This window comes from Streptomyces sp. NPDC017936 (genome assembly GCF_044328485.1).
In the GTDB taxonomy this organism is placed as follows: domain Bacteria; phylum Actinomycetota; class Actinomycetes; order Streptomycetales; family Streptomycetaceae; genus Streptomyces.
In genome coordinates this window covers 25,003-47,839 of sequence record NZ_JBIRHK010000007.1, presented here as the reverse complement: position 1 = coordinate 47,839, position 22,837 = coordinate 25,003, and the positions used below count along the sequence as shown (strand labels likewise).

At 72.7% G+C, this 22,837-nt stretch carries 25 protein-coding genes; 13 read left to right on the top strand and 12 right to left on the bottom strand.

What is annotated here, in order from left to right; genetic code table 11:
• Nucleotides 1-96 precede the first annotated feature (96 nt).
• Together ACH4F6_RS16110 and ACH4F6_RS16105 are read right to left on the bottom strand one after the other, a co-directional pair.
• Nucleotides 97-795, bottom strand: coding sequence for a response regulator (locus ACH4F6_RS16110; protein ID WP_397960776.1), 699 nt, complete (start codon nucleotides 793-795; stop codon nucleotides 97-99).
• Between the two features lie 89 nt (nucleotides 796-884).
• Nucleotides 885-1,853 carry a histidine kinase gene (locus ACH4F6_RS16105; protein WP_397960775.1) on the bottom strand — a complete coding sequence of 323 codons (969 nt, stop codon included), beginning with the start codon at nucleotides 1,851-1,853 and terminating at the stop codon, nucleotides 885-887.
• Nucleotides 1,854-2,084: 231 nt separating this feature from the next.
• On the opposite strand from ACH4F6_RS16105, the gene ACH4F6_RS16100 reads away from it, so the two are divergent.
• From ACH4F6_RS16100 to ACH4F6_RS16090, 3 genes are all read left to right on the top strand, one after another.
• Nucleotides 2,085-2,570: a cation:proton antiporter regulatory subunit gene (locus ACH4F6_RS16100; protein ID WP_397960774.1), complete on the top strand. Its 486-nt coding sequence runs from the start codon at nucleotides 2,085-2,087 to the stop codon at nucleotides 2,568-2,570.
• 4 nt (nucleotides 2,571-2,574) lie between these two features.
• Nucleotides 2,575-3,798: a cation:proton antiporter gene (locus tag ACH4F6_RS16095; protein WP_397960773.1), complete on the top strand. Its 1,224-nt coding sequence runs from the start codon at nucleotides 2,575-2,577 to the stop codon at nucleotides 3,796-3,798.
• A gap of 289 nt (nucleotides 3,799-4,087) precedes the next feature.
• Nucleotides 4,088-4,918, top strand: a complete 831-nt coding sequence (locus ACH4F6_RS16090; RefSeq protein ID WP_397960772.1) for a glycoside hydrolase domain-containing protein — start codon at nucleotides 4,088-4,090, stop codon at nucleotides 4,916-4,918.
• A gap of 90 nt (nucleotides 4,919-5,008) precedes the next feature.
• Here the strand turns inward: ACH4F6_RS16090 and ACH4F6_RS16085 are convergent, their stop codons facing one another.
• Nucleotides 5,009-5,416: a MazG nucleotide pyrophosphohydrolase domain-containing protein gene (locus tag ACH4F6_RS16085; protein WP_397960771.1), complete on the bottom strand. Its 408-nt coding sequence runs from the start codon at nucleotides 5,414-5,416 to the stop codon at nucleotides 5,009-5,011.
• A gap of 96 nt (nucleotides 5,417-5,512) precedes the next feature.
• Between ACH4F6_RS16085 and ACH4F6_RS16080 the strand changes: the two genes are divergently transcribed.
• A complete protein-coding gene (locus tag ACH4F6_RS16080) occupies nucleotides 5,513-6,511 on the top strand; it encodes a TAXI family TRAP transporter solute-binding subunit (protein WP_397960770.1) in 999 nt (332 codons plus the stop codon).
• Nucleotides 6,512-6,554: 43 nt separating this feature from the next.
• Here ACH4F6_RS16080 and ACH4F6_RS16075 read toward each other — a convergent pair whose 3' ends face one another.
• Nucleotides 6,555-7,967: a sensor histidine kinase gene (locus ACH4F6_RS16075; RefSeq protein WP_397960769.1), complete on the bottom strand. Its 1,413-nt coding sequence runs from the start codon at nucleotides 7,965-7,967 to the stop codon at nucleotides 6,555-6,557.
• A gap of 9 nt (nucleotides 7,968-7,976) precedes the next feature.
• Entirely contained in the window at nucleotides 7,977-8,663 is a 687-nt protein-coding gene (locus tag ACH4F6_RS16070; RefSeq protein ID WP_397960768.1) for a response regulator transcription factor, read from the bottom strand.
• Nucleotides 8,664-8,988: 325 nt separating this feature from the next.
• On the opposite strand from ACH4F6_RS16070, the gene ACH4F6_RS16065 reads away from it, so the two are divergent.
• The 8 genes from ACH4F6_RS16065 to ACH4F6_RS16030 all read left to right on the top strand — a co-directional run bounded on the left by ACH4F6_RS16065 (nucleotide 8,989) and on the right by ACH4F6_RS16030 (nucleotide 15,509).
• Entirely contained in the window at nucleotides 8,989-9,765 is a 777-nt protein-coding gene (locus ACH4F6_RS16065; RefSeq protein WP_397960767.1) for an amino acid ABC transporter ATP-binding protein, read from the top strand.
• 92 nt (nucleotides 9,766-9,857) lie between these two features.
• Nucleotides 9,858-10,700 (top strand): glutamate ABC transporter substrate-binding protein, encoded by an 843-nt coding sequence (locus tag ACH4F6_RS16060; protein WP_397960766.1) that lies wholly within the window; start codon nucleotides 9,858-9,860, stop codon nucleotides 10,698-10,700.
• Nucleotides 10,701-10,852: 152 nt separating this feature from the next.
• A complete protein-coding gene (locus tag ACH4F6_RS16055; RefSeq protein WP_397960765.1) occupies nucleotides 10,853-11,521 on the top strand; it encodes an amino acid ABC transporter permease in 669 nt (222 codons plus the stop codon).
• Nucleotides 11,518-12,426, top strand: coding sequence for an amino acid ABC transporter permease (locus ACH4F6_RS16050; RefSeq protein ID WP_397960764.1), 909 nt, complete (start codon nucleotides 11,518-11,520; stop codon nucleotides 12,424-12,426). Before ACH4F6_RS16055 ends, ACH4F6_RS16050 begins: the two co-directional genes overlap by 4 nt.
• Before the next feature lie 175 nt (nucleotides 12,427-12,601).
• Entirely contained in the window at nucleotides 12,602-14,203 is a 1,602-nt protein-coding gene (locus ACH4F6_RS16045; RefSeq protein ID WP_397961123.1) for an FAD-dependent monooxygenase, read from the top strand.
• A gap of 228 nt (nucleotides 14,204-14,431) precedes the next feature.
• Nucleotides 14,432-14,479, top strand: coding sequence for a hypothetical protein (locus tag ACH4F6_RS16040; RefSeq protein WP_309506048.1), 48 nt, complete (start codon nucleotides 14,432-14,434; stop codon nucleotides 14,477-14,479).
• An 86-nt stretch (nucleotides 14,480-14,565) separates the two neighbouring features.
• Nucleotides 14,566-15,099: a cysteine dioxygenase gene (locus ACH4F6_RS16035; protein ID WP_397960763.1), complete on the top strand. Its 534-nt coding sequence runs from the start codon at nucleotides 14,566-14,568 to the stop codon at nucleotides 15,097-15,099.
• Nucleotides 15,090-15,509: a rhodanese-like domain-containing protein gene (locus ACH4F6_RS16030; RefSeq protein ID WP_397961121.1), complete on the top strand. Its 420-nt coding sequence runs from the start codon at nucleotides 15,090-15,092 to the stop codon at nucleotides 15,507-15,509. The genes ACH4F6_RS16035 and ACH4F6_RS16030 overlap by 10 nt, the downstream gene beginning before the upstream one ends.
• A 142-nt stretch (nucleotides 15,510-15,651) precedes the next feature.
• On the opposite strand, the gene recX is transcribed toward ACH4F6_RS16030, so the two are convergent.
• From recX to ACH4F6_RS16010, 4 genes are all read right to left on the bottom strand, one after another.
• Nucleotides 15,652-16,452, bottom strand: a complete 801-nt coding sequence (recX, locus tag ACH4F6_RS16025; protein WP_397960762.1) for a recombination regulator RecX — start codon at nucleotides 16,450-16,452, stop codon at nucleotides 15,652-15,654.
• A 3-nt stretch (nucleotides 16,453-16,455) separates the two neighbouring features.
• Nucleotides 16,456-17,583 (bottom strand): recombinase RecA, encoded by a 1,128-nt coding sequence (gene recA, locus ACH4F6_RS16020; protein WP_397960761.1) that lies wholly within the window; start codon nucleotides 17,581-17,583, stop codon nucleotides 16,456-16,458.
• A 482-nt stretch (nucleotides 17,584-18,065) separates the two neighbouring features.
• Complete coding sequence (locus ACH4F6_RS16015; RefSeq protein WP_397960760.1) at nucleotides 18,066-19,322, bottom strand: AI-2E family transporter; 1,257 nt, start codon at nucleotides 19,320-19,322, stop codon at nucleotides 18,066-18,068.
• Between the two features lie 60 nt (nucleotides 19,323-19,382).
• On the bottom strand, nucleotides 19,383-19,577 hold the full coding sequence (locus ACH4F6_RS16010; protein WP_397960759.1) for a DUF3046 domain-containing protein: 195 nt from the start codon (nucleotides 19,575-19,577) through the stop codon (nucleotides 19,383-19,385).
• A 79-nt stretch (nucleotides 19,578-19,656) separates the two neighbouring features.
• On the opposite strand from ACH4F6_RS16010, the gene ACH4F6_RS16005 reads away from it, so the two are divergent.
• Nucleotides 19,657-20,601 carry a hypothetical protein gene (locus tag ACH4F6_RS16005; protein ID WP_397960758.1) on the top strand — a complete coding sequence of 315 codons (945 nt, stop codon included), beginning with the start codon at nucleotides 19,657-19,659 and terminating at the stop codon, nucleotides 20,599-20,601.
• A gap of 120 nt (nucleotides 20,602-20,721) precedes the next feature.
• Here the strand turns inward: ACH4F6_RS16005 and ACH4F6_RS16000 are convergent, their stop codons facing one another.
• Genes ACH4F6_RS16000 through ACH4F6_RS15990 form a run of 3 tightly spaced genes read right to left on the bottom strand, consistent with a single transcriptional unit; the run spans nucleotide 20,722 to nucleotide 22,666 of the window.
• The gene (locus ACH4F6_RS16000) at nucleotides 20,722-21,030 is read right to left on the bottom strand and encodes an AzlD domain-containing protein (protein WP_397960757.1); all 309 of its coding nucleotides are present in this window, start codon (nucleotides 21,028-21,030) and stop codon (nucleotides 20,722-20,724) included.
• Entirely contained in the window at nucleotides 21,027-21,803 is a 777-nt protein-coding gene (locus ACH4F6_RS15995; protein WP_397960756.1) for an AzlC family ABC transporter permease, read from the bottom strand. Before ACH4F6_RS15995 ends, ACH4F6_RS16000 begins: the two co-directional genes overlap by 4 nt.
• Before the next feature lie 20 nt (nucleotides 21,804-21,823).
• Nucleotides 21,824-22,666, bottom strand: a complete 843-nt coding sequence (locus ACH4F6_RS15990; RefSeq protein ID WP_397960755.1) for an AraC family transcriptional regulator — start codon at nucleotides 22,664-22,666, stop codon at nucleotides 21,824-21,826.
• Nucleotides 22,667-22,837: the final 171 nt, after the last annotated feature.

Sequence of the window (22,837 nt, the reverse complement as noted above, 5' to 3'; positions counted from 1 at the left end):
GGTAGGCGGTGCCCGGAGCGCATCTCACCGCCCTCGCGCGGGCCCGGCCGCGACGTCCGCGGTGCGGGGGCCGGGACCCGCGGTGCGGTGCGGGGCTCAGGGGTCGATGAGGCCGGCGCGGATCGCGTAGCGGGTGAGTTCGAGCCGGTCGCGCATGCCCAGCTTCTGCAGGAGGTTGGCCCGGTGCCGTTCGACCGTCTTGGCGCTGATGAAGAGCAGGGCGCCGATCTCCTTGGACGTGTGGCCCTCGGCGACGAGCTTGAGGATCTCCTCCTCGCGGTCGGTGATGGGCCGCTCGGGCAGACCGGCGACACGGTCGCCGCGGTGCAGCCGGTCCAGGTACGAGCGGACGAGCGCCCGCTCCGCCCCCGGGTAGATGAAGGGCTCGTCCCGCATGACCGCCCGGCACGCCTCGACGAGGTCGCGGTCGGCGACCGACTTCAGGACGTAGCCGCCGGCTCCGGCCTTGAGCGCTTCGAAGAAGTACTGCTCGTTGTCGTACATCGTGAGGATGAGGATGCGCAGGCCGGGGAGGCGGCGGGAGAGTTCGCGGGCCGCCTGGAGGCCGGTGGTGCGGGGCATGGCCACGTCGAGGACGGCGAGGTCGATGTCGCCCGCACGGGCCCGCTCGACCGCCTCGGCCCCGTCCCCCGCCTCGGCGACGACGGTCAGGTCGGGTTCGCCGTCGAGGATGAGCCGCACGCCCCGGCGCACCAGCGTGTGGTCGTCGGCGAGCAGGACGCGGACGGGCGGGGCGGACGGTGGTGCGGACGTCTCGTCGTCGTTCAGGTGCACAGGTGTTCCGTCGGTCGTGGGTGGTCGGTCGTCGGGGCGTCCGGGCGGTCATCGGCGGCGTCTCAGCAGTCGTCGGCGGTCCCCGTCGGTCATCGGCCGTCTCCGTCCTCCGCCCGCGGGCCGTCGTACCTCCCGGTCCGCAGCCGCACCTCCGTGCCGCCGTCGGCGCCCGACGTGAGGGTGAGCGTGGCTCCGATCAGCAGGGCCCGTTCGCGCATGCCGCGGATGCCGGCGCCCTCGGCCGCGGGGCCGAGGCCTCGGCCATTGTCCCGGACGAGGAGTTCCACGCCGTCGGCGACCGGGCGCAGACGGAGTTCGGCGCGGTCGGCCCCCGAGTGCCGGGCGGTGTTGGTGAGGGCCTCCTGGGCGACGCGGTAGAGGACGAGTTCCGTCTCCTCGGCCGGCGGGGGCAGACCCGGGCGCAGGTCGTGGCGGACCGTCAGCCCATGGGTGGTGAACTCCGCCGCGAGGGAGCGCAGGGCACTGGAGAGCCCGAGTTCGTCGAGGGCGCCGGGGCGCAGGCGCCGGGCGATGCGACGGATCTCGTCGAGGCCGGCGCGGGTGGCCTCCTGCGCCTGGCTCACTTCCCCGCGCAGATCACCGGGGGCACGGTCGGCGACGCGCTTGAGCTGGAGGAGCACGGCGGTCAGCGTCTGGCCGACCTCGTCGTGGAGTTCGCGGGCGATCCGCTGCCGCTCGCGCTCCTGCGCGGACAGGGCCCGCGCGGCGCTGGTGGCGCGTTCGGCCTCCAGCCGGTCGAGCATGGTGTTGTAGGTCGTGATCAGCTCGGCCGCCTCCACGGGTCCGGAGACGGCGGCGCGGGCTCCCGGGTGCAGCAGGTCCGCCTCGGCCATGGCCCGTCCCAGGCGCGCCAGCGGGGCCAGGCCGACGCGCAGCACGACCACGTTGACGGCGAGCAGTCCGGTCAGACCCGCCACGACGACGAGCGCCTCGCCGGGCAGGACGGGCGTGGAGACGGTGACCGGGCCGAGGAGCAAGGCGGTGGCCACGAGCAGGCCGACGGCGTTGAGTGCGAAGATCCGCCAGAACAGCGACACGTGCGCGACTCCCCCTCTCCCGGTCCCCGCCGGCCGACCGCCTCCCGAGCATGGCACCGCCGTGACCAGCCTCTCCGTCCCGCTCCGGCCCTGTCCATCCGTGACGACACCCATGTCGCCACCGTACGGGGGGATGGCAGCATGGCGGCTCCGGGCAGCCGTGCGAGGCGTCCGCCACCGGGCCCCGAACGGTGATCCGCGCAAGGAACACGAACAGCAAGGAGAAGCGACGTGTCCGCTCCCCGTCTCCGTACGACCCCGCTGCCAGGGATCGGCGTCCAGTACGACCTGGTGACGCGGGAGCAACGCCACCTGTCGGTGGTGGCGCACCGCGACGGCACCCGGACGGTGAGCGTGTACCGCGCCGACGACCCGGACTCCTGCGCCCAGTCCCTGCGGCTGACCGGCGCCGAGGCGGGCTCCCTGATCGACGCGCTCGCGCCGTCGCACCACAGCGCGAGCCTGCTGTACACCACGGACCTGGGGCTGGTCGCCGAGCGCGTCGAGGTGGCCGCGACCTCGCGCTGGAACGGGCGGCTGCTGGGCGACACCCGCATGCGCACGGAGACCGGGGCGTCGATCGTCGCGGTGCTGCGGCGGGCCGAGGCGATTCCGTCGCCCGCGCCGGACTTCCGGCTCGCGGGCGGTGACACGCTCATCGTCATAGGCACCCGCGAGGGCGTGGACGCGGCCGCGGCGATACTCGGGCGGGAGTGACCCGGTGCACTCCTCCGCCGTCCTGTTGATCGAGTTCGGTTCCATCATCCTGGGCCTCGGCCTGCTCGGCCGGTTCGCGGCCCGTTTCCAGTTCTCGCCCATCCCCCTGTACCTGCTGGCCGGTCTGGCCTTCGGCGAGGGCGGACTGCTGCCGCTCGGCGCGAGCGAGGAGTTCGTGGCCATCGGCGCCGAGATCGGCGTCATCCTCCTGCTGCTGATGCTCGGCCTGGAGTACACGGCGAGCGATCTGGTCTCCAACCTCAAGGCCCACTACCCGTCCGGTCTGGTGGACTGCGCCCTGAACGCCGTGCCGGGCGCGGCCGCCGCGCTGCTGCTCGGCTGGGGCCCGGTGGCCGCCGTGGTCCTGGCGGGCGTCACCTGGATCTCGTCGTCCGGCGTGATCGCCAAGGTGCTGGGCGACCTGGGCCGGGTCGGCAACCGCGAGACACCGGTCATCCTCAGCGTCCTGGTCCTGGAGGATCTGGCGATGGCGGTCTACCTGCCGATCATCACGGCGCTCGTGGCCGGCGCCGGGCTCGCGGCCGGCAGCGTGACGCTGGCGGTCGCCCTGGGCGCCGCGGGGCTCGTGCTGTTCGCGGCCGTGCGCTACGGCCGGGTCATCTCCCGTTTCGTGTCGAGCGACGACCCGGAGAAGCTGCTGCTCGTCGTCCTGGGGCTGACGATCCTGGTCGCCGGTGTGGCCCAGCAGCTCCAGGTGTCGGCGGCGGTCGGCGCGTTCCTGGTGGGCATCGCGCTGTCCGGGGAGGCGGCCGAGGGCGCGCACACCCTGCTGAGCCCCTTGCGGGACCTGTTCGCCGCGGTCTTCTTCGTCTTCTTCGGCCTGCACACGGACCCGGCCAGCATTCCGCCCGTCCTGCTGCCCGCCCTCGCGCTGGCCGTCGTGACCGCCGGCACGAAGATCGCCACCGGTTACTGGGCGGCCCGGCGCGCCGGCATCTCCGTCAAGGGCCGCTGGCGCGCGGGCGGGGCGCTCGTGGCGCGCGGCGAGTTCTCGATCGTCATCGCCGGGCTGGCGGTCACCGCGGGCATCGAGCCGTCCCTGGGCCCGCTGGCGACGGCGTACGTCCTGATCCTGGTGGTCCTGGGTCCGCTCACCGCCCGCTACACGGAACCGCTGGCCACCCGGTGGGCACGGCACCGTGACGCGCGCCGGGGCCCGGCGCGGGAGGCGACCGAGGTCCGGGCGGAGAGCCGCGTGGGCGATTGAGACGGGTCCGTACGGCACGGTGAGGGCCGGCCGGCCGGGGCAGCCCGGGGGACGGCCGCCTGCCCCGGGACCGCCGGCCGTCCCGCGGGTGGCGGGTCGCCGTGCCCGGTGCCGGGCGGCGTGCGGGGCTCGGATAGGGTGCGGAGCGCTCCGGGCGCCGGAGCCGTACCGCGCCGCTGCAGGCGGACGCGCGTGCCGGGCCACACCGCGAGGTGCGCCGCCGCGAACGCCGGCCTCTGCGCGCGCACCAGATGCGCGGCCGCGGGCCGCGATCCGAACGGGGTGGGGAATGTCCGACCACAGGCTGTCCCGAAGAGGCCGCTACATCGCCTGGGCGACGGCGGGCGTCGTCGTCGCCGCCGGCGCCGGGATCGCGGCGCAGACCTCGATGGCGGCCACCACCTGGCCGGCGCAGAAGACCTACACCGGCCGGGCGTTCGACACCTGCACCGCGCCCTCGCTCGCCGCGATGAAGGCGTGGAAGAGCGACGGCTTCTACGGCGGGGCGGCCGTCTACATCGGCGGCAGGAACCGCGGCTGCACCCAGGCCAACCTCACCGCGTCCTGGGTCACGTCGGTCAACGCGGCCGGCTGGAAGCTCATCCCGCTCTACGTCGGCGCCCAGCCGCCCTGCCAGACCAGCAAGAACCCGGAGAGGTTCACCGCGTCGACGGCGGCCTCCCTCGGCGCGAGCAACGCCAAGGACGCGGTCGCCGAGGCCGCCGCGCTCGGCATGAAGCCCGGCAGCGCGATCTACCTCGACATGGAGCCGTACGACATCACGAACAAGGCGTGCAACGACGCCGTGCTGACGTACGTCCGGTCCTTCACCAGGACGCTGCGCGCCAAGGTCTACCGCGCCGGCTCCTACGGCTTCAGCAGCTCCAGCGCCAAGGCGATCGCCACCGCCACCGACAGGACGGACCTGCCCGGCAACCTCTGGTACGCGCTGTGGGACAAGAAGAACACCACCACCACCGACTGGCCGTGGGACCCCAAGCTGTTCACCGACCACAGCCGCGGCCACCAGTACATGGTCAACAGCAAGGAGACCCGCGGCGGCTACACCCTCACCGTCGACCGCAACGCCTGGGACGCCCCGGTCGCCATCGTCGGCTGAGGACCGGCACCCCGCCCCCGCCGTGGGGCGCGCCCTTGCGACGGCCCCGCCGAGGACTCCGGTGGGGCCGTCCGCCGTCCCCGTGGCCGCTCAGCCCTCGCCGCCGGGCACCCATCCCTGGCGGCGCAGCACCGCCGACACGTCCGGAGCCTCGTAGTGCTCCCCCTTGAGGACCTTGCCGTCGGCGCGGCGGGCGATCCGGCCGTCGGGGCCCAGCTTGGTCATGTTGGAGCGGTGGATCTCGGCTATCACCGCGTCGAGGTCGATCCCGTGCACCAGGGCCGTGCCGTAGGCGACGTAGACGACGTCGGCCAGCTCGTGCGCGAGCCGGTCGAGCGGGCCGCTCACCGACACCTCGGCGACCTCGGCGGCCTCCTCGGCGAGCAGCTCCCCGCGGTGCGCGGCGAGGCGGGGGGACACCTCCGTCGGTGTGCTGCGGACGTCGAGCCCGAAGGCGCGGTGGAACTCACGGACCAGGTCGGCGGGCGAGGAACTCATGCACCGACTGTAACGACGGCCACTGACACTCCCGCCGCCCCCGCTCTGTGAGCCCCGCCCTGGTCAGCCCCGCCCCGGCCTGGCAGGATCGCGCCCATGTCCAAGGTGCTCCCCCTTATCGGCAGGCGCCGTGCCCTGCAGGGCTCGGCCGCCGGCGCCGTCGTCCTCGGGCTGCTGCTGTGGTGGCTGCTGCCCCTGGGCGAGGACCCGCCGAGCGGCGCGATCACTTTGAGCACGGGCACCACGAGCGGCGTCTACTACGAGTACGGCAGCCGTCTGCGCACCGAGCTCGCCGAGGACATGCCGCACCTGGACGTGAACCTGGCGGCGAGCAACGGCTCGCAGGAGAACGTGGCCCGGGTAGCGGAGGGCCAGGCCGACTTCGCCATCGCCGCGGCCGACGCGGTGGCGACGTACGAGGCGCAGAACCCCGGCTCGGCCGCCCGGCTGCGCGGGGTGGCCCGGCTGTACGACGACTACGTCCAGCTCGTCGTGCCGCGCGACTCGCAGGTCGAGTCCGTCGCGGACCTGAAGGGCCGGACCGTCGCCACGGGTCTGCCGCGCTCGGGGGTGCGGCTGATCGCCGACCGGGTGCTCAAGGCGGCCGGCCTGACGCCGGGCAAGGACCTCACGGCGGTGTCGGAGGGGATCGACACCGGCCCCGAGCAACTGAAGCAGGGCACGATCGACGCGTTCTTCTGGTCCGGCGGGGTGCCCACGGCCGGGCTGCAGAAGCTGACCGACGGTTTCACCTTCCGGTTCGTGCCGATCGACGCCGGTCTCGTCGCCAGGATCCACGAGCAGGACGACACGACCGGCTACTACCGGGCCACCAACATGCCCGAGTCGGCCTACCCCACCGTCCAGAACGGCTCCCCCGTGGCCACGATCGCGGTGTCCAACCTGCTGATGACGCGCACGGACACGGACCCGCGGCTCACCGAGTGGCTGACCCGGACCGTCATCAAGAGCCGGGACGGCATCGGGGCCCACGTCCACTCCGCCCAGCTGGTCGATCTGCGCACGGCGATCTACACCGACCCGCTCCCCCTGCACGAGGGGGCCCGCCGCTACTACCGGTCCGTCAAGCCGTAGAGCCGCCACCGGTCCGTCAGGCCGGAGAGCCGGCACCGGTCCGTCAGGCCGGGGGCCGCGACCGTGGCACCGACACCGTCACCTTCAGGCCGTTCGGCTCGTGGTGGGCGTACTCCAGCGATCCGCCGCCGGCCGCGAGCAGGGCGCGGGAGATGGACAGGCCCAGGCCGGATCCCTTGACGTTCTGATGGCGGCCGCTGCGCCAGAAACGGTCGCCCACGCGCGCGAGTTCCTCGTCGGTCAGGCCGGGGCCGTTGTCCGTGACGACGACGACCGAGGTCTCGCCGTGGGACTCGACCGTCACCTCCACGTCCTCGCCCTCGGGCGTGAACTTGACCGCGTTGTCGATCACCGCGTCCAGCGCGCTGGACAGGGTGACCGGGTCGGCCCATGCCGTGGTGGGCGGGCAGTCGCCCACCAGACGGACGCCCTTGGCCTCGGCGGTGGGCGCCCAGGCGGCGACGCGCTCGGCGGTCAGCGCGCCGATGTCGGTGACCCGCAGGTCGGCCTCGGTGTGCTCGGCCAGGGCCAGGTCGAGCAGGTCGTCCAGGACGTGGGCCAGGCGCTTGCCCTCGTTCTGCACGGAGGCGATCTCCTCGTTGCCCTCCGGCAGCTCGTACGCGAGGAGTTCGATGCGCAGCAGCAGCGCCGCGAGCGGGTTGCGCAACTGGTGGGAGGCGTCGGCGACGAAGGCGCGCTGCTGCTCCAGCACGTCCTCGACGTTGTCCGCCATCTCGTTGAACGACCGGGCCAGCCGCCGGAGTTCCGGCGGACCGCTGGCGACCGCGACGCGCGACTTCAGGCGTCCGGTGGCGATGTCGTGGGTGGTGGCGTCCAGGACGCGCACGGGCTTGAGCACCCAGCCGGTCAGCTGGAGCGCGGCCCCTATGGCGAGCAGCATGGCGGCGATCTCGCCGGCGCCGATGACCAGCCAGCCGTGCAGGATCCGCGACCGCATCTCGCCGGTGGGCGAGTCGGTGACGACGACCGCGACGACGTCGCCGTCCCGGATCACCGGTGACGCCACCACCAGGCGGTTGCGCTGCCAGGGCCACACCTGCCGGGGGTCATGGCTGCGACGGCTGAGCAGTGCCTCCTCGTACGCGTCCCGGACCTCGCCCGTTTCGGGGAGGTACCAGTCCCTCGGCGCGTGAGCCATGGGGGTGTCGGTGCGGTAGAAGACACCGGCACGGATGCCGTAGACGTCGTAATAGCTGTCCAGCTCGCGGCTGAGGGTGTCGCGCCGTTCGTCGCCGGGCGTGGAGGTGACCCCGGAGTCGCCGGGCGGGGCGGTGACGAACTGGGCGAGGGCCGCGAAGCGCGCCGTGTCGTCGATGCGGTCCACGACGACCTCCTGCTGCTGCGCGCCGGCCACGCTGACGGCCAGGGGCACGCCGAGCGCGAGCAGCACGGCCGCCATCAGGACGATGAGCAGCGGCAGGAGACGTGTGCGCAACGGTCCCCGCTACGCGGCCGGGGCGACGAGCCGGTAGCCGACGCCTCGTACGGTCTCGATCAGCGCGGGCATGCGCAGCTTGGCGCGCAGGGAGGCGACGTGCACCTCCAGGGTGCGCCCGGTCCCCTCCCAGCTGGTGCGCCACACCTCGCTGATGATCTGCTCGCGGCGGAAGACCACACCGGGCCGCTGGGCGAGCAGCGCGAGCAGGTCGAACTCCTTGCGGGTCAGCTGGACGGCCGAGCCGTCGACGGTGACGCGTCTGGTGGGCAGCTCGATGTGCACGGGGCCCAGGCTGAGCGCGCCCTCGCCGGCCGCGGCCGGGTCCTCCGGGACGGTGCGCCGGCTGACGGCGTGGATGCGGGCGAGCAGTTCGCCGGTGTCGTAGGGCTTCACGACGTAGTCGTCGGCGCCGAGGTTGAGGCCGTGGATGCGGGAGCGCACGTCGGAGCGGGCCGTCACCATGATGACCGGGGTGGAGGTGCGCTTGCGGATCTTGCCGCAGACCTCGTAGCCGTCCTGGTCGGGCAGGCCCAGGTCGAGCAGGACGACCCCGAAGCCGGGTCCCTCCGGGACGAGCGCCTGCAGGGCCTCCTCGCCGCTGCGCGCGTGGGTGACGTCGAACCCGTGCCGCTTCAGCACCGCGGACAGCGCGGCGGCGACGTGGTTGTCGTCCTCGACGAGCAGCAGTCTCATCCCGGCCTCCTTCGGTTCGTCGGGCGTACGGGTCGGCTCCTGTGGAGTCGTGCGACCGCGGCGTCCGGTTCCGGCGCACGCCGAAGCCGTGCCCACGCGCGTGTGCACGAAGGCAGTCACGCTGATGGACGAGGACGCCGTCAAGGGGGTTCCGGTTGCGCGCGGCTTCCGTTATCCGGCCGATACGCGCGCAGGTCACAAGTGCTACGACACGTGTCCGATTGCTATCGGATCGTGATGCTCAGATTCCCCTCAGATGTAATGACGCTGGTCGAGACTGGTTACTACTGTCCTCCGAAACCGAGGAGGACGGAGCCCGAGAGCGATGACCGAAGTATCGGTGGCCAAGGAAGACGCGGCCGCGCCCGACGAGCTGGTCGTCCTGAAGAGCGTCAACAAGCACTTCGGCGCGTTGCACGTTCTCCAGGACATCGATCTGACGATCGCCCGCGGTGAGGTCGTCGTGGTCATCGGGCCCTCCGGGTCCGGCAAGTCCACGCTGTGCCGCACCATCAACCGCCTGGAGACGGTCGACGCGGGGACGATCACCATCGACGGGAAGGCGCTGCCCCAGGAGGGCAAGGAGCTGGCCCGGCTGCGCGCCGACGTCGGCATGGTCTTCCAGTCCTTCAACCTGTTCGCGCACAAGACCGTGCTCGAGAACGTGATGCTGGGCCAGATCAAGGTCCGCAAGGCCGACAAGAGGAAGGCCGAGGAGAGGGCCCGCGAGCTCCTGGACCGGGTCGGTGTCGGCACCCAGGCCGACAAGTACCCCGCCCAGCTCTCCGGCGGTCAGCAGCAGCGCGTCGCCATCGCGCGGGCGTTGGCCATGAACCCGAAGGTCATGCTCTTCGACGAGCCGACCTCGGCCCTGGACCCGGAGATGATCAACGAGGTGCTGGAGGTCATGCAGCAGCTCGCCCGGGACGGCATGACCATGATCGTCGTCACCCACGAGATGGGGTTCGCGCGATCGGCCGCCAACCGCGTGGTGTTCATGGCGGACGGCCGCATCGTCGAGCAGGCCACGCCGGACCAGTTCTTCAGCAACCCGCGCAGCGACCGTGCCAAGGACTTCCTGTCGAAGATCCTTCACCACTGAGGCGCCCCGGCGCACACCCCGACGACTGCGTCACCCGCCTGTCGACGGCCCGTATTCCTTCACCCCGAAGGCATCATCCAAAGGAAGTTGTCATGAAGCTTCGCAAGGTCACCGCCGCCTCGGCCGCCGTTCTCGCGCTCGCCCTGACCGCCACCGCCTGCGGTTCGGACGACAAGGACGACTCCGGCAGCGGCTCCGGCGGCGGCGGCAAGATCAAGATCGGCATCAAGTACGACCAGCCGGGCCTCGGCCTGAAGAAGCCCGACGGCTCCTTCTCCGGCTTCGACGTGGACGTCGCCACCTACGTCGCCAAGGAGCTCGGCTACGAGCCGAACCAGATCGAGTTCGTCGAGACCAAGAGCGCCGACCGCGAGAACGCCCTCGCGCGCGGTGACGTGAAGTTCATCGTCGCCACCTACTCGATCAACGACGAGCGCAAGAAGAAGGTCGACTTCGCCGGCCCCTACCTGCTGGCCCACCAGGACCTGCTGGTCAAGGCCGACTCCAAGATCGCCGCGGGTGAGGACCTCAACGGCAAGAACCTCTGCTCGGTGACGGGCTCGACCTCGGCGCAGAACGTCCGCGACAAGATCGCCCCGAAGGCCAACCTGAAGCAGCTGGGCGGTTACTCGGAGTGCATCGCCGCCCTGCAGAGCGGCTCCGTCGACGCGGTGACCACCGACGACTCGATCCTCGCGGGCTTCGCCGCGCAGGACAAGTACAAGGGCCAGTTCAAGCTGGTGGGCGAGCAGCTCAGCAACGAGAACTACGGCATCGGCGTCAAGAAGGGCGACAAGGAGACGATCGACAAGATCAACACCGCGCTGGAGAAGATGGTCAGCGACAAGTCCTGGGACAAGGCGGTCAGCGAGAACTTCGGCCCGGCGAACTACAAGAACGAGCCGGCCCCGAAGATCGGCGTCATCGTCCGGTAAGGCGCCACCCGCACGCCATGCGGCATCCGCTGCCGTAGGGACCCCGCGACCGACGTGGGGTCCCGCGGGCGCGCCGCCGACCGTCGCGATCACGGCGGCGGCGCGCCACGCCCTCCTCCACGTACGCCACACACCCGGAAGCGCGGGAGATCGTGTTCGACTTTCTTGAAGGCTACGACGTCCTCGCGGCGTTCTGGATGACGGTCAAACTGACCGTCTTCTCCGCCGTCGGCTCCCTGGTCTGGGGCACCCTGCTGGCCGCGATGCGGGTCAGCCCGGTCCCGCTGATGCGCGGGTTCGGCACCGCCTACGTCAACATCGTCCGGAACATCCCTCTGACGGTCATCATCGTCTTCACGTCGCTCGGCCTCGCCGACATCTTCGGCATGACGATGGGCGCGGCCAATGACTTCGAGCTCCAGGGCTTCCGGCTCGCGGTGCTCGGCCTGGTCGCCTACACCGCGGCCTTCGTCTGCGAGGCGATCCGTTCCGGCATCAACACCGTGCCCCTCGGCCAGGCCGAGGCGGCGCGCGCGATCGGGCTGGGCTTCGTCCAGACGCTGTGGCTCGTCGTGCTGCCGCAGGCGTTCCGGGCGGTCATCGGCCCGCTGACCAACGTCCTGATCGCCCTGACCAAGAACACCACCGTTGCGGCCGCGATCAGCGTGCCCGAGGCGGCCTTCCTGATGAAGGAAATGATCGAGAACGAGGCGCAGACGCTGGCCATCGGCGCGGTCTTCGCGTTCGGCTTCGTGGTCCTGACCCTTCCCACCGGCCTGCTGCTCGGCTGGCTCGGCAAGCGACTGGCGGTGAAGCGATGAGCTCCGTCCTCTACGACGCCCCCGGCCCCCGCGCCAAGCGGCGCAACGTCCTTCTGTCCGTCGTCTTCGTCGTCCTCTTCGCCCTGGCGCTGTGGTGGATGTGGCAGAAGATGGACGAGAAGAAGCAGCTCGAGTGGGCGCTGTGGGAGCCGTTCACCACCTCCGAGGCGTGGACGACCTATCTGCTGCCCGGCCTCGGCGACACCCTGAAGGCCGCGGCGCTCTCCATGGTCATCGCCCTCCCGCTGGGCGCGGTCTTCGGCATCGCCCGCATGTCCGACCACCGCTGGGTACGCGTCCCGGCCGGTGTGGTGGTCGAGTTCTTCCGGGCGATCCCGGTGCTGCTGCTGATGCTGTTCGCCAACGAGTTCTACGTCCGCTCCACGGACATCAGCAGCGACGAGCGGCCTCTGTACGCGGTCGTCACCGGTCTGGTGCTCTACAACGCCTCGGTCCTCGCCGAGGTCGTCCGGGCCGGCATCCTGGCCCTGCCCCGGGGACAGACGGAGGCCGCGTACGCGATCGGCCTGCGCAAGGGCCAGACGATGACCAGCATCCTGCTGCCGCAGGCGGTCACCGCGATGCTGCCGGCCATCGTCAGCCAGCTCGTGGTCATCGTGAAGGACACCGCGCTGGGCGGCGTGATGCTCGGCTTCACCGAGCTGCTCAACTCGCGCAGCACGCTGGCGGCGAACTACGCCAACGTCGTCCCCAGCTTCATCGTCGTGGCGATCATCTTCATCGTCCTCAACTTCATCCTCACCTCCTTCGCCTCCTGGCTGGAGGGGCGGCTGCGGCGCAGCAAGCGCGGCACGGGCGCGGTGCTCGGCACCGAGGACGTCGAGGACCTCAACGCGGCGGAGGCCGGCGGGACCCACGGGACCGGCGCGATCGACAAGGTCTGACACCCACTCACGTGGTGTGACCTGTACGGAGGCAGTGGCGGACCCGCCACTGCCTCCGTCGCTTGACGCAAGCACCGGCAATAGGTTGCATACGTTCTGTGATCGTGCACCCTGCTCCAACCTCTTGTTCACCCACGTCCCCGAGGACACCGTCACGGGCAGGGGGCGCCACGCCGTGGACCCGGTGATCATCGTCGGAGCGGGGCCCGTGGGGCTCACGCTCGCCCTGGCGCTGGCGCGTCAGGAGGTGCCGTCGATCGTGCTCGACGAGGGTCCGGGCAAGGACGAGCCGCGGCTCGCGCGCACCGTCGTCCTGCACGAGGACACCGTCGCCCTGGTCGAGCGGCTCACCGGGACGTCCCTCGCCGAGGCCGGCCTCCGCTGGGCCGGATGGCGGGCGATGCGCCGCAGGCAGGTGACGCGCGAGATCACCTTCGGCGACGACGAGCCGGCCCCCCTGCACCTCGCCCAGCACGTGCTGACCGGCATCCTGCGCGCGGCCCTCGCGGGTGAGCGGCTGGTGCGGATCTCCGTCGACAGCCGCCTGGACGCGCTCGAGCAGGAACCTTCCGGTGTCACGGCCCACACCCGGGGCCCCCGGGGCACGTGGTGGCGCGGGAGCTACCTGGTCGGCTGCGACGGACCCCGCTCCACGGTGCGCAAGCTCCAGGACATCCGCTTCCCCGGCCGCACGGCGGTGGAACGGCACGCGGTGGCCGCGCTGCGGGCGGAACTTCCCTGGGCGGGCCGGGCGTTGCTCCATCGGACGCCGCCGTGGCGGACGTCGGGTCCCTCCGCCGGGGAAGTCACCGGACGTCCGCTGCCGGGCGGCGTCTGGCGCCTGGACTGGCTGCTGCCGCCCGGCAAGGAACTCGTCACGCCCGAGCTCCTGGTGGCCCGCGTCCGCGAGACCCTCGCGGGCTGGAGCGAGGGTTCGACCCCGCCGTACGAGCTGCTCGACACCGGTGTCCACACGGTCCACCACCGGCTGGCGCGGCGCTGGCGGGCCGGACGGGTCTTCCTGGCCGGGGACGCGGCCCATCTGCTCGGCGCGCTCGGCACCCAGGGCCTCGACGAGGGCCTGCGGGACGCGGACAACCTCGCCTGGAAGCTCGCCCTGGCCTGGCACCACGGGCCGCGCGAGGCGCTGCTCGACAGCTACCAGACCGAGCGGCGCGCGGTGGTGGCCGCCCGGCTGCGCGCCGCCGACCAGGCGCTGCCGCTGCTGCGGGGCGGCGGTGGCATAAGGGCGTACGTCCCCGGCGCCGCCCGCACCCACGACGCGCTGCTCACGGACGGCCATCTGGGCCGCGGCCAGCTGGGCTCGCCGGGCACGTACGCCGCTTCCCCGCTCGCGCCCGAGCGGCTGGACGCGGAGGTCACGGTGGACACGCTCCCGGGCGCGCCCGTCGAGGACGTGCGGGTGACGGCGGAGGACGGTTCCTTCGTACGGCTGCGGGACCGGCTCGGCCGGGGCTCCCTGCTCGTCCTGCTGATCGCGCCGGGCACGGGCGTGTGGGAGCGCAAGCACTGGGTGGGCGCCGGGGTCATGCCACGGCTCGCCGCCGCGGTGACCGCTCTGCCCTGCCCCGCCGAGCTGCTGGTGGCCGAGAGCTACCCGGGCGCGGCCGCCCACACGGTGCTGCTGATCCGGCCCGACGGCCATCTCGTCACGGCGCTGAGCGGGGTCCGCCCGGCCGACCTGTACGCGGCGGCGGAGGCCGCGGTGGGCGGGACGGTGGAGGCGGAGGCCGGAGCCGGGGCCGGGGCGAAGTGACCGGGGCAGCCGGGTCCGCTCGGTGGGGGAAGCCGGAGGCACCCGGAGGCGTCCGGTCCCCGCGGTGGGGCGGAGCCGGAGCCGGCCGTCACCGGTGTGGTGATCGGTCGACCGCACGCACCGTCACCTCGGCGTCCACGGGGTGACGGTGAGTTGACCGGTGCGCACCGGCATGGTCTACTCCGGATCGTGACCGACACCTGTGTGCGCCTGTGGCGGAGGGTCCATATGGACCTCGTCCGCTACGCGGGCTGCGTGTGTCGTCCGTCCTGCTGAATTCGCACCCCTCTTCCACCGGCGCGCCGCCGTGCGCTCCCGCGCTGCCGCGCGCTCCCCCGCGAACGCTTCCAGGACGGTACCCGTTGTCTGTCTCCCCTTCCGTCGCCCCCGTGTCCGCCGTCGCCGCGCCCACGCAGGCGGACCTCCTCGACTTCGTCCGGCGCACGGCCGCCGACGCCGAACTGATCGCCTCACTTCCTCTCGACCCCGAGGGCCGCACCTGGGTGCGCCTGGACGGGCCGGGCGGCAGCGAGGCCTGGCTGATCGGCTGGCCGCCCGGCACCGGCACCGGCTGGCACGACCACGCCGACTCCGTGGGCGCCTTCCTCACCGCGCGCGGCGAACTCAAGGAGAACGCGCTCGCCGCACGGTTGCCGACCGACGGCTGGAAGACCCTGGAGCTGGCGGAGGGCGTGGACCGGGAGCGCCGGCTGCCCGCCGGCCGGGGCCGCGCCTTCGGACACCACCACGTCCACGAGGTCCTGAACGAGTCGACCGACGAGCACGCGATCTCCGTCCACGCCTACTACCCGCCGCTGCCCCGCATCCGTCGCTACAGCCGTACCGGCCAGGTACTGCGGCTGGAGCAGGTCGAGCTCCCGGAGGACTGGCAGTGAGCGGCGAACAGCCCCTGGGCATAGACGAGTTGCTCGAACGGGTGCGTGACGGGTACGCGCGCGTGGAGGCCCGCGAGGCGTTCGAGGCCGCTCGCGCGGGCGAGGCGCTGCTCGTGGACATCCGGTACGCGGCCCTGCGCGAGCGGGACGGGCTGATCCCGGGAGCCCTGGTCGTCGAGCGCAACGAGCTGGAGTGGCGCCTGGATCCCCGGGGCAGTCACCGTCTGCCCGAGGCCACCGGTCACGATCTGCGGGTCGTCGTCATCTGCAACGAGGGCTACGCGTCGAGTCTCGCGGCCGCGTCCCTGCACCGGCTGGGACTGGGCCGGGCCACCGACCTCGTGGGCGGATTCCAGGCGTGGCGGGCGGCCGGACTGCCGGTGACGCCCCCGGCCGCATCCGGCGTGTGAGCGAGCCCGGCGACGGCAGGCGGCGTCCAGCGGGTCGTCGACCGGGCAGCACAGCGGTGCCGTGTCCGCGTCGTGCGGTCAAGGAACGGCACAGGGCCCTCGTGTCTCGCGAGCCCCCGCTTCCCCGAGTCCCGTCCGCGGCTCACAGGTCCTCGTCCGCGTCCCCCAGGAACTCCGTGTCCTCCCCCTCCTCCTCCAGTGCCTGGCGGACCACGCGCAGGGCCATGCCCTGGGGGTAGCCCTTGCGGGCGAGCATCCCGGCCAGGCGGCGGATCCGCTTGTCGCGGTCGAGGCCTCGGGTCGAGCGCAGTTTGCGGGCGACCAGGTCGTGTGCGGTCGCCTCCTCGCGCTCGGAGTCGAGCTGGGAGACCGCCTCGTCGATCAGCGTCGAGTCGACGCCCTTGGTCCGCAGCTCCTGGACGAGTGCGCGCCGGGCCAGGCCCCGGCCGTGGTGCCGGGACTCGACCCAGGCGTCCGCGAAGGCGCTGTCATTGATCAGCCCGACCTCCTCGAAGCGCGAGAGCACCTCCTCGGCCACGTCGTCCGGGATCTCGCGCTTGCTCAGGGCGTCGGCGAGCTGCTTCCGTGTGCGCGGGGTCCCGGTGAGCAGGCGCAGGCAGATCGCCCGTGCCCGCTCAGCCGGGTCCCCTGAAGACTCCCCCTTCTCGGCCCTCGACGAGGAGGAAGTGCCTTCGTCCTGTGCGGACGGTTCACCGAAGCCGCGGCGGCGGCCTCCGCGCCCGCTCCGCCGACCGCCCTCACCACCGCGCCCGGCCCGGCCGCCGCGGTGCCGTCCCTCGCCGTCGGCCCCGCCGCTCCCGTACGGACCGCCGTCCGGCCGCTCGTCGCCGCCCCGGGCAGGGCCGACGCCGTCCCCGCTCCCCGGCTCCCGGGGGGCGCCGGGGCAGGCGTCGTACTCGGCCCAGTCCGTTCGTCGTGTCACGGATCAGCTCTTGGCGGCCGCGGCCTTGGTCTTGGCGGCCTTGGCTGCGGGAGCGGGAACCGTCTTGGTGTCGTCCACGGGGGTGCCGGCGGCGGCCGCGGCGTCCGCGCCGGGCTCGGCGGCGGGCTCCTCCGGACGCACGCCCACGCCCAGCTTCTCCTTGATCTTCCTCTCGATCTCGTTGGCGAGGTCGGGGTTGTCCTTCAGGAAGTTGCGGGCGTTCTCCTTGCCCTGACCCAGCTGGTCGCCCTCGTACGTGTACCAGGCGCCGGCCTTGCGGACGAAGCCGTGCTCCACGCCCATGTCGATCAGGCCGCCCTCGCGGCTGATGCCCTGGCCGTAGAGGATGTCGAACTCGGCCTGCTTGAAGGGCGGCGCGACCTTGTTCTTGACGACCTTGCAACGGGTGCGGTTGCCGACCGCCTCCGTGCCGTCCTTCAGGGTCTCGATGCGGCGGATGTCGATGCGCACCGAGGCGTAGAACTTCAGCGCCCGGCCACCGGTCGTGGTCTCGGGGGAGCCGAACATCACGCCGATCTTCTCGCGGAGCTGGTTGATGAAGATCGCGGTGGTCTTGGACTGGTTGAGCGCGCTGGTGATCTTCCGGAGGGCCTGGCTCATCAGACGGGCCTGCAGACCGACGTGGCTGTCGCCCATCTCGCCCTCGATCTCCGCACGCGGGACGAGCGCGGCGACGGAGTCGATGACGATCAGGTCGAGGGCACCGGAGCGGACCAGCATGTCCACGATCTCGAGGGCCTGCTCGCCGTTGTCGGGCTGGGAGAGGATCAGGTTGTCGATGTCGACGCCGAGCTTGCGCGCGTACTCGGGGTCGAGGGCGTGCTCCGCGTCCACGAAGGCGACCTGGCCGCCGGCCTTCTGGGCGTTGGCGACGGCGTGCAGGGTCAGCGTGGTCTTACCGGAGGACTCCGGTCCGTAGATCTCCACGACGCGGCCGCGCGGCAGGCCGCCGACGCCGAGTGCCACGTCGAGCGCGGTCGACCCGGTCGGGATGACCTCGATGGGCTCCTTCGACCGCTCGCCCATGCGCATGACCGCGCCCTTGCCGAATTGCCGTTCAATCTGTGCGAGTGCGGCGTCCAGGGCCTTCTCGCGGTCGGTTCCTGCCATGGGTTCCACCCGGTTTGCTTGAGTCGATCGCTTCACGTCAAAGACGCTAACGCCTGCCACTGACAATGCGCCCCGACGCTGGTCCGGCCTGTGGATAACTCGGACATTTCCCTACCCGAACCGGGGCGAAAACCCCACCGAGCACCTCGCCGGAGCCTCCATAAGAATGGATGTTCGATTTTCGTGTCAAGCGCGCCACGCGGTACTCCCGAGCCCGCGATCGCTCCTCGGCACCGCCGTCAACCACCCGCGGAACACCGCCCGAAGCCCCTTGCGGGGTCACCGCGTGACCCCTCCGCGCGGCACGCCCCGGCATCACCCCGGCGGCGCGTGGGGGACCGGCCGGGCGGACGCCCTCGCCCCGCTGCGACGAGACGCTCGCCACACCCGGAGAGACAGCCCGCGCGGCCCGCGCGCGGCCGCGGCCGGCGGAAGGATCGACCGGTGGAAGGGCCGGCCGGAGCTTCCCGGCCGGCGGACGGTCAGCGGGACCGCTTCCCCGGTCCGGCAAGACGCTCCAGCGCGCTGTTCCACAGCCTCCGCGCGCGCGTGAACGGGCCCGGCCCCTCGCCCCGGCCGCGGTGCCCGTGGACACGGGGGTCGTCCGTGACGTCGTACCGCTTCACGTACGCGCCGAGGAACGCCTGCAGGGTGGCGACGGCCGGAATGGCGATGAGGGCGCCGACGGCGCCGAGGAGGGCGGTGCCGGCGACGACCGAGCCGAAGGCGACGGCGGGATGGATGTCGACGGTCTTCGACGTCAGCTTCGGCTGCAGCATGTAGTTCTCGAACTGCTGGTAGACCACCACGAAGATCAGCACCCACAGTGCGTACAGGGGGGACACCGTGAAGGCGATCAGCATGGGCAGCGCGCCCGCGAGATACGTGCCGATGGTCGGGATGAACTGCGAGACCACGCCCACCCACATGGCGAGGGCGGGCGCGTACGGGATGCCGAGCGCCTGCAGCAGGACGTAGTGGGCCACGCCGGAGATCAGCGCCATCAGTCCGCGCGAGTACAGGTAGCCGCCGGTCTTGTCGACGGCGATCTCCCACGCGCGCAGCACCTCGGTCTGCCGGGCCGGCGGCAGGACGGAGCACAGGCCCCGGCGCAGGCGGGGCCCGTCCGCGGCGAAGTAGAACGAGAACAGCGCGATCGTCAGCAGCTGGAAGAGGCCGCCGAGGACCTGGGTGGAGACGTCCAGGACGCCCGCGGCGCTGTTCTGCGCGTACTTCTTCAGCCAGTCGGAGTGGAGCAGGCCCTCCTGGATGTCCACCCGCCGGAGGTCGGTGTGGAACGTCGTGTTGGTCCAGTTGATCAACGAGTCGAGGTAGTCCGGGAATCCGTCGATCATCTTGATGATCTGCCCCGCGAGGAGCGAGCCGAGCAGGGTGACGAAGCCGGCGACCACGACCAGCAGGCCGAAGAAGACCAGGAAGGTGGCGAGGCCCCTGCGCATCCCGCGGCCGGCCATGCGGCTCACCGCCGGTTCTATGGCGAGGGCCAGGAAGAACGCGATGAGGATGTTGGTCAGCAGGCCGATGAGCTGGTGGAAGGCCCAGGTGCCCAGTTGGAACGCGCCGACGAGGGCGAGCGCGAGCACCAGCGCGCGCGGGAGCCAGCGCGGCATGCCCGCGCCCGGCGCGGCCTCGGCGCCGGCCGGAGGCCCGGTGGGCGGTGTCGTGCCCGGGAAGGAAGGGTGGGGGGCGAGCTGCCCCGACTCGTCAGTGGGTGCCACGGACCAAGTCTCGCCCACCGCACCGGCGATCGGAGACCCCCCTGCGATCTTCGTCGCGGATCAGCGCCTCTCCTGCGGAACGTTCATCACCGCGCACACCACGCGCCAGACGTCCTTCGCGTCCCATCCGGCCGCCAGCGCCTCGTGCACCGTGCGTCCGCCGAGCTCCGTCATCACATGGTCGCGCGCGAAGGTGTCGGCGTAGCCCGTACCGAAGTGCTCCGCCATCCGCTGCCAGAAGACCGTCAACCGCATGACACCAGTATCCCGCCCCCGGGGGTGGCCCCGGCCGGGACCGCCTGCCGAGAACGCTTTCCGCCCTACGGTCTGACGCATGGCCGAAACAGGAGCGTCCCCGCTCCCCTCCGCACCCCCGGCGCGCACCCCGCTCTTCCGCGCCGAGCACTTCGTCTGGCTCACCGCGCGCGTGCTGGAGCAGCGCCTCTTCGCGTACCACTTCCTCCACGGCGGCGCCGACCCCGTCGAGACCGCGCTCGACGCCTACCGCAACGAGGACGGCGGATACGGCCACGCACTGGAGCCCGATCTGCGCGGCCCCGTCAGCCAGCCCCTGCACGTCGCGCGCGCCCTGCGCGTCCTGGACGCCCTGGGCCGCTGCGCCGGCCGGCGCGTGGAGCGGGTGTGCCGCTACCTCACCTCCGTCTCCGCCCCCGACGGCGCGCTCCCGGTGGTCCACCCCGGCCAGCGCGGCTACCCGGCCGCCCCGTTCGTCCCGATCGTCGACGACCCGCCCAGCGAGCTCCTGTCCACGGGTCCGGTGGTGGGCATCCTCCACCGCAACGAGGTGTGGCACGCCTGGCTGTTCAGGGCGACGGACTTCTGCTGGCGGGCGGTGGACTCCCTGGAGGCGTCCCACCCGTACGAGATCCAGGCCGCCGTGGCCTTCCTGGACTCCGCCCCCGACCGCCCGCGCGCGGAAGCGGCCGCCGACCGCCTGGGCCGCCTGGTCCGCGGGCAGCGGCTCGCCGTCCTGGACCCGGACGGCCTGGACACGCGCCCCGTCCCGTCCGGCTACGCCCCGGGCGAGCACCACTTCCCGCACGACTTCGCGCGGACGTCCGGCTCCCTCGCGCGCGCGTGGTTCACGGACGCCGAGATGGAACGGTCCCTGGACTTCCTCGCCGGCGAGCAGCAGGAGGACGGCGGCTGGCCGATCCGACGGCGCCGCTGGGCACCGGGCACCGCCCTGGAGACGCGCCCCATGGCGACCATCGAGGCCCTGCACACCCTGAGGGCGTACGGCCGCCCGATCGGCTGACACCGGCACCGCCGGCGTCCGGACCCCCGGTGTCCGGGCCGCCGGCGGCCGACGTCCCCACCGCCGACGGCCGGCCGGAGCATCCGGCCGCCCTGCCCGGTCCCGCCCCGCCCCGCCCTCTCAGCCCCCGACGGCCCGCACCCCCGCCGTCACCACCACGGCCGCCGCGACGACGAGCAGGAACGGCGCCCGCAGGACGAGCGCCACGGCGGCCGCGACCAGCCCCGCCGCCCTCGCGTCCAGCACGAGCGCCCGCCCGTCGGCGAACGTCTGCTGGGCCGTGAGGGCGGCCAGCAGGGCCACCGGCACCAGGGCCGCGAGCCGCCGGACGAGGGGCCGTTCGAGCGCGTCCGCGGGCACGAGCAGCCCGGCGAGCTTGACGGCGTAGCAGCCGAGGACGGTCACGCCGATCGCGATCCAGGTGTTCACCGCCGCCCCTCCCCCGGCTCGTCGCGCCGCCGCGCCGTGCGACGGCCCTCGTCCCAGAGGGCGAGCGGCGCGGCGAGCGCGGCCACCAGGACCGGCACCCCGGCCGGCAGGACCGGCAGCAGGCCGAGCCCCAGGACCACCGCGCCACCGGCCGCGATCCGCTCGGTGGGGGTCTTCAGCATGGGGGCGAGCAGCGCCAGGAAGACGGCGGGGCCGGCCGCGTCGAGCCCCCAGGCGTCGGTGTCCCCGATCGCCTCGGCGCCCAGGGCGCCCAGCAGCGTGGTGAGGTTCCACAGCACGTAGAGGCTCAGCCCGGTGACCCAGAAGCCGATCCGGGCGCCGCGCCGGTCCCGCTGCGCCAGCGAGACGGCCGTCGTCTCGTCGATCACCCACTGCGCGGCGAACGGGCGCACCGCGCGCGGGAGGGCCAGCACCTGCGACAGGCGCAGGCCGTAGAAGGCGTTGCGCACGCCCAGGAAGAAGGCCCCCGCGGCCGCCGTGAACGGGTTGCCGCCCGCCGCGAGCGCTCCGACGAGCGCGAACTGGGAGGCGCCCGTGAACACCAGCAGGCTGAGCGCGCAGGTCTGCCACACGGTGAGCCCGCTGCCCGCCGAGGTCACTCCGAAGGCGAACCCGGAGAGTCCCACGGCCACCCCCACGCCGAGGGCGTCCCGTACGACGGCCGCGTCGGGCTTCCCGCCCCGGCCGTCGCGTGTGTCCGCGAGCGCTGTCTGTTCTGCAGCCGTGTGTTCTGCAGCTGTCTGTTCTGCCACCCGTCCGACGGTAGGAGCGGTCACCGCCGCAGGTCTTGTACGTTCTTGCGCTCCCGCTGGTAGGCGCCCGGCGGCACGCCCACGATCCGCGCGAAGTGACGGTTGAGGTGCGGCTGATCGGTGAACCCCACCGCGAGTGCCGCCTCCGCGGGCGCCGTCCCGGCGTCCAGCAGCCGCCGCACCCGTCGGACCCGCGCGTCGGTGAGCCAGGTGTGGGGCGGCATCCCGTAGGCGTCCCTGAACGCGCGCAGCAGCGCGAACGGGCTGGTGCCGAGATCGGTCGCGAGCTGCTCCAGCGTCGGCGGATCGGCCATCCGCTCCTCCAGCACCGCACGCGCGCGTGCGGCGACCGGGCCGCCGGCCGTGCGCACCCGCCGCGTCGGCAGCACGCCGCCGTTCAGTCGCAGCAGGCGCGTCACGGCGACCCGCAGCAAGGTGTCGGCGGCCAGCGCGTTGCCCTCGTCCGCGGCCCGCAGCACGCGCTGCACCAGCGTGACGGTGTACGGATCGTCGAGCACCGGGTTCACGAACCCCGGCGTCCCGCGCAGCGCGGTCGTCTCGGCCGCTATCGCGGCCACGACCTCCGGGGACGGGTACAGGGCCCCGTACCGCCACCCCTCGGGGACACCGGCCCGCCCGGTGTGCGGGGTGTCGGGATTGACCAGCGCCAGCGCCCCGGCCCCGGCGTACTGGTCGCCCCCGCGGTGGTGGAAGACCTCCACGCCCTCGACGATGCCGGCGATCACGAAGTGCTCGTGGGTGTGCCGCACGAAGTTCTTCCGCACGTACCGGGCCCGCAGCAGGTCGACGCCCGGCAGCTCCGCGTACTGCCAGTGCCTCGCCACGTCGCCCGATCCCGCCATGCCCCCATTCTCGGCGACGCGCCGCCACGGCCGCGCCCCACCACCGCCCCTCCCCCTCAGTCGCTCCCCCGCCGTCGCGCACGACGCCCGCGGCACGATCCGCGGCCCGGTCCGGTGCGCGCCCCGCCACCCCGCGGGTCGGCCGCATTGTCAGACCCCGGGTGCACGATG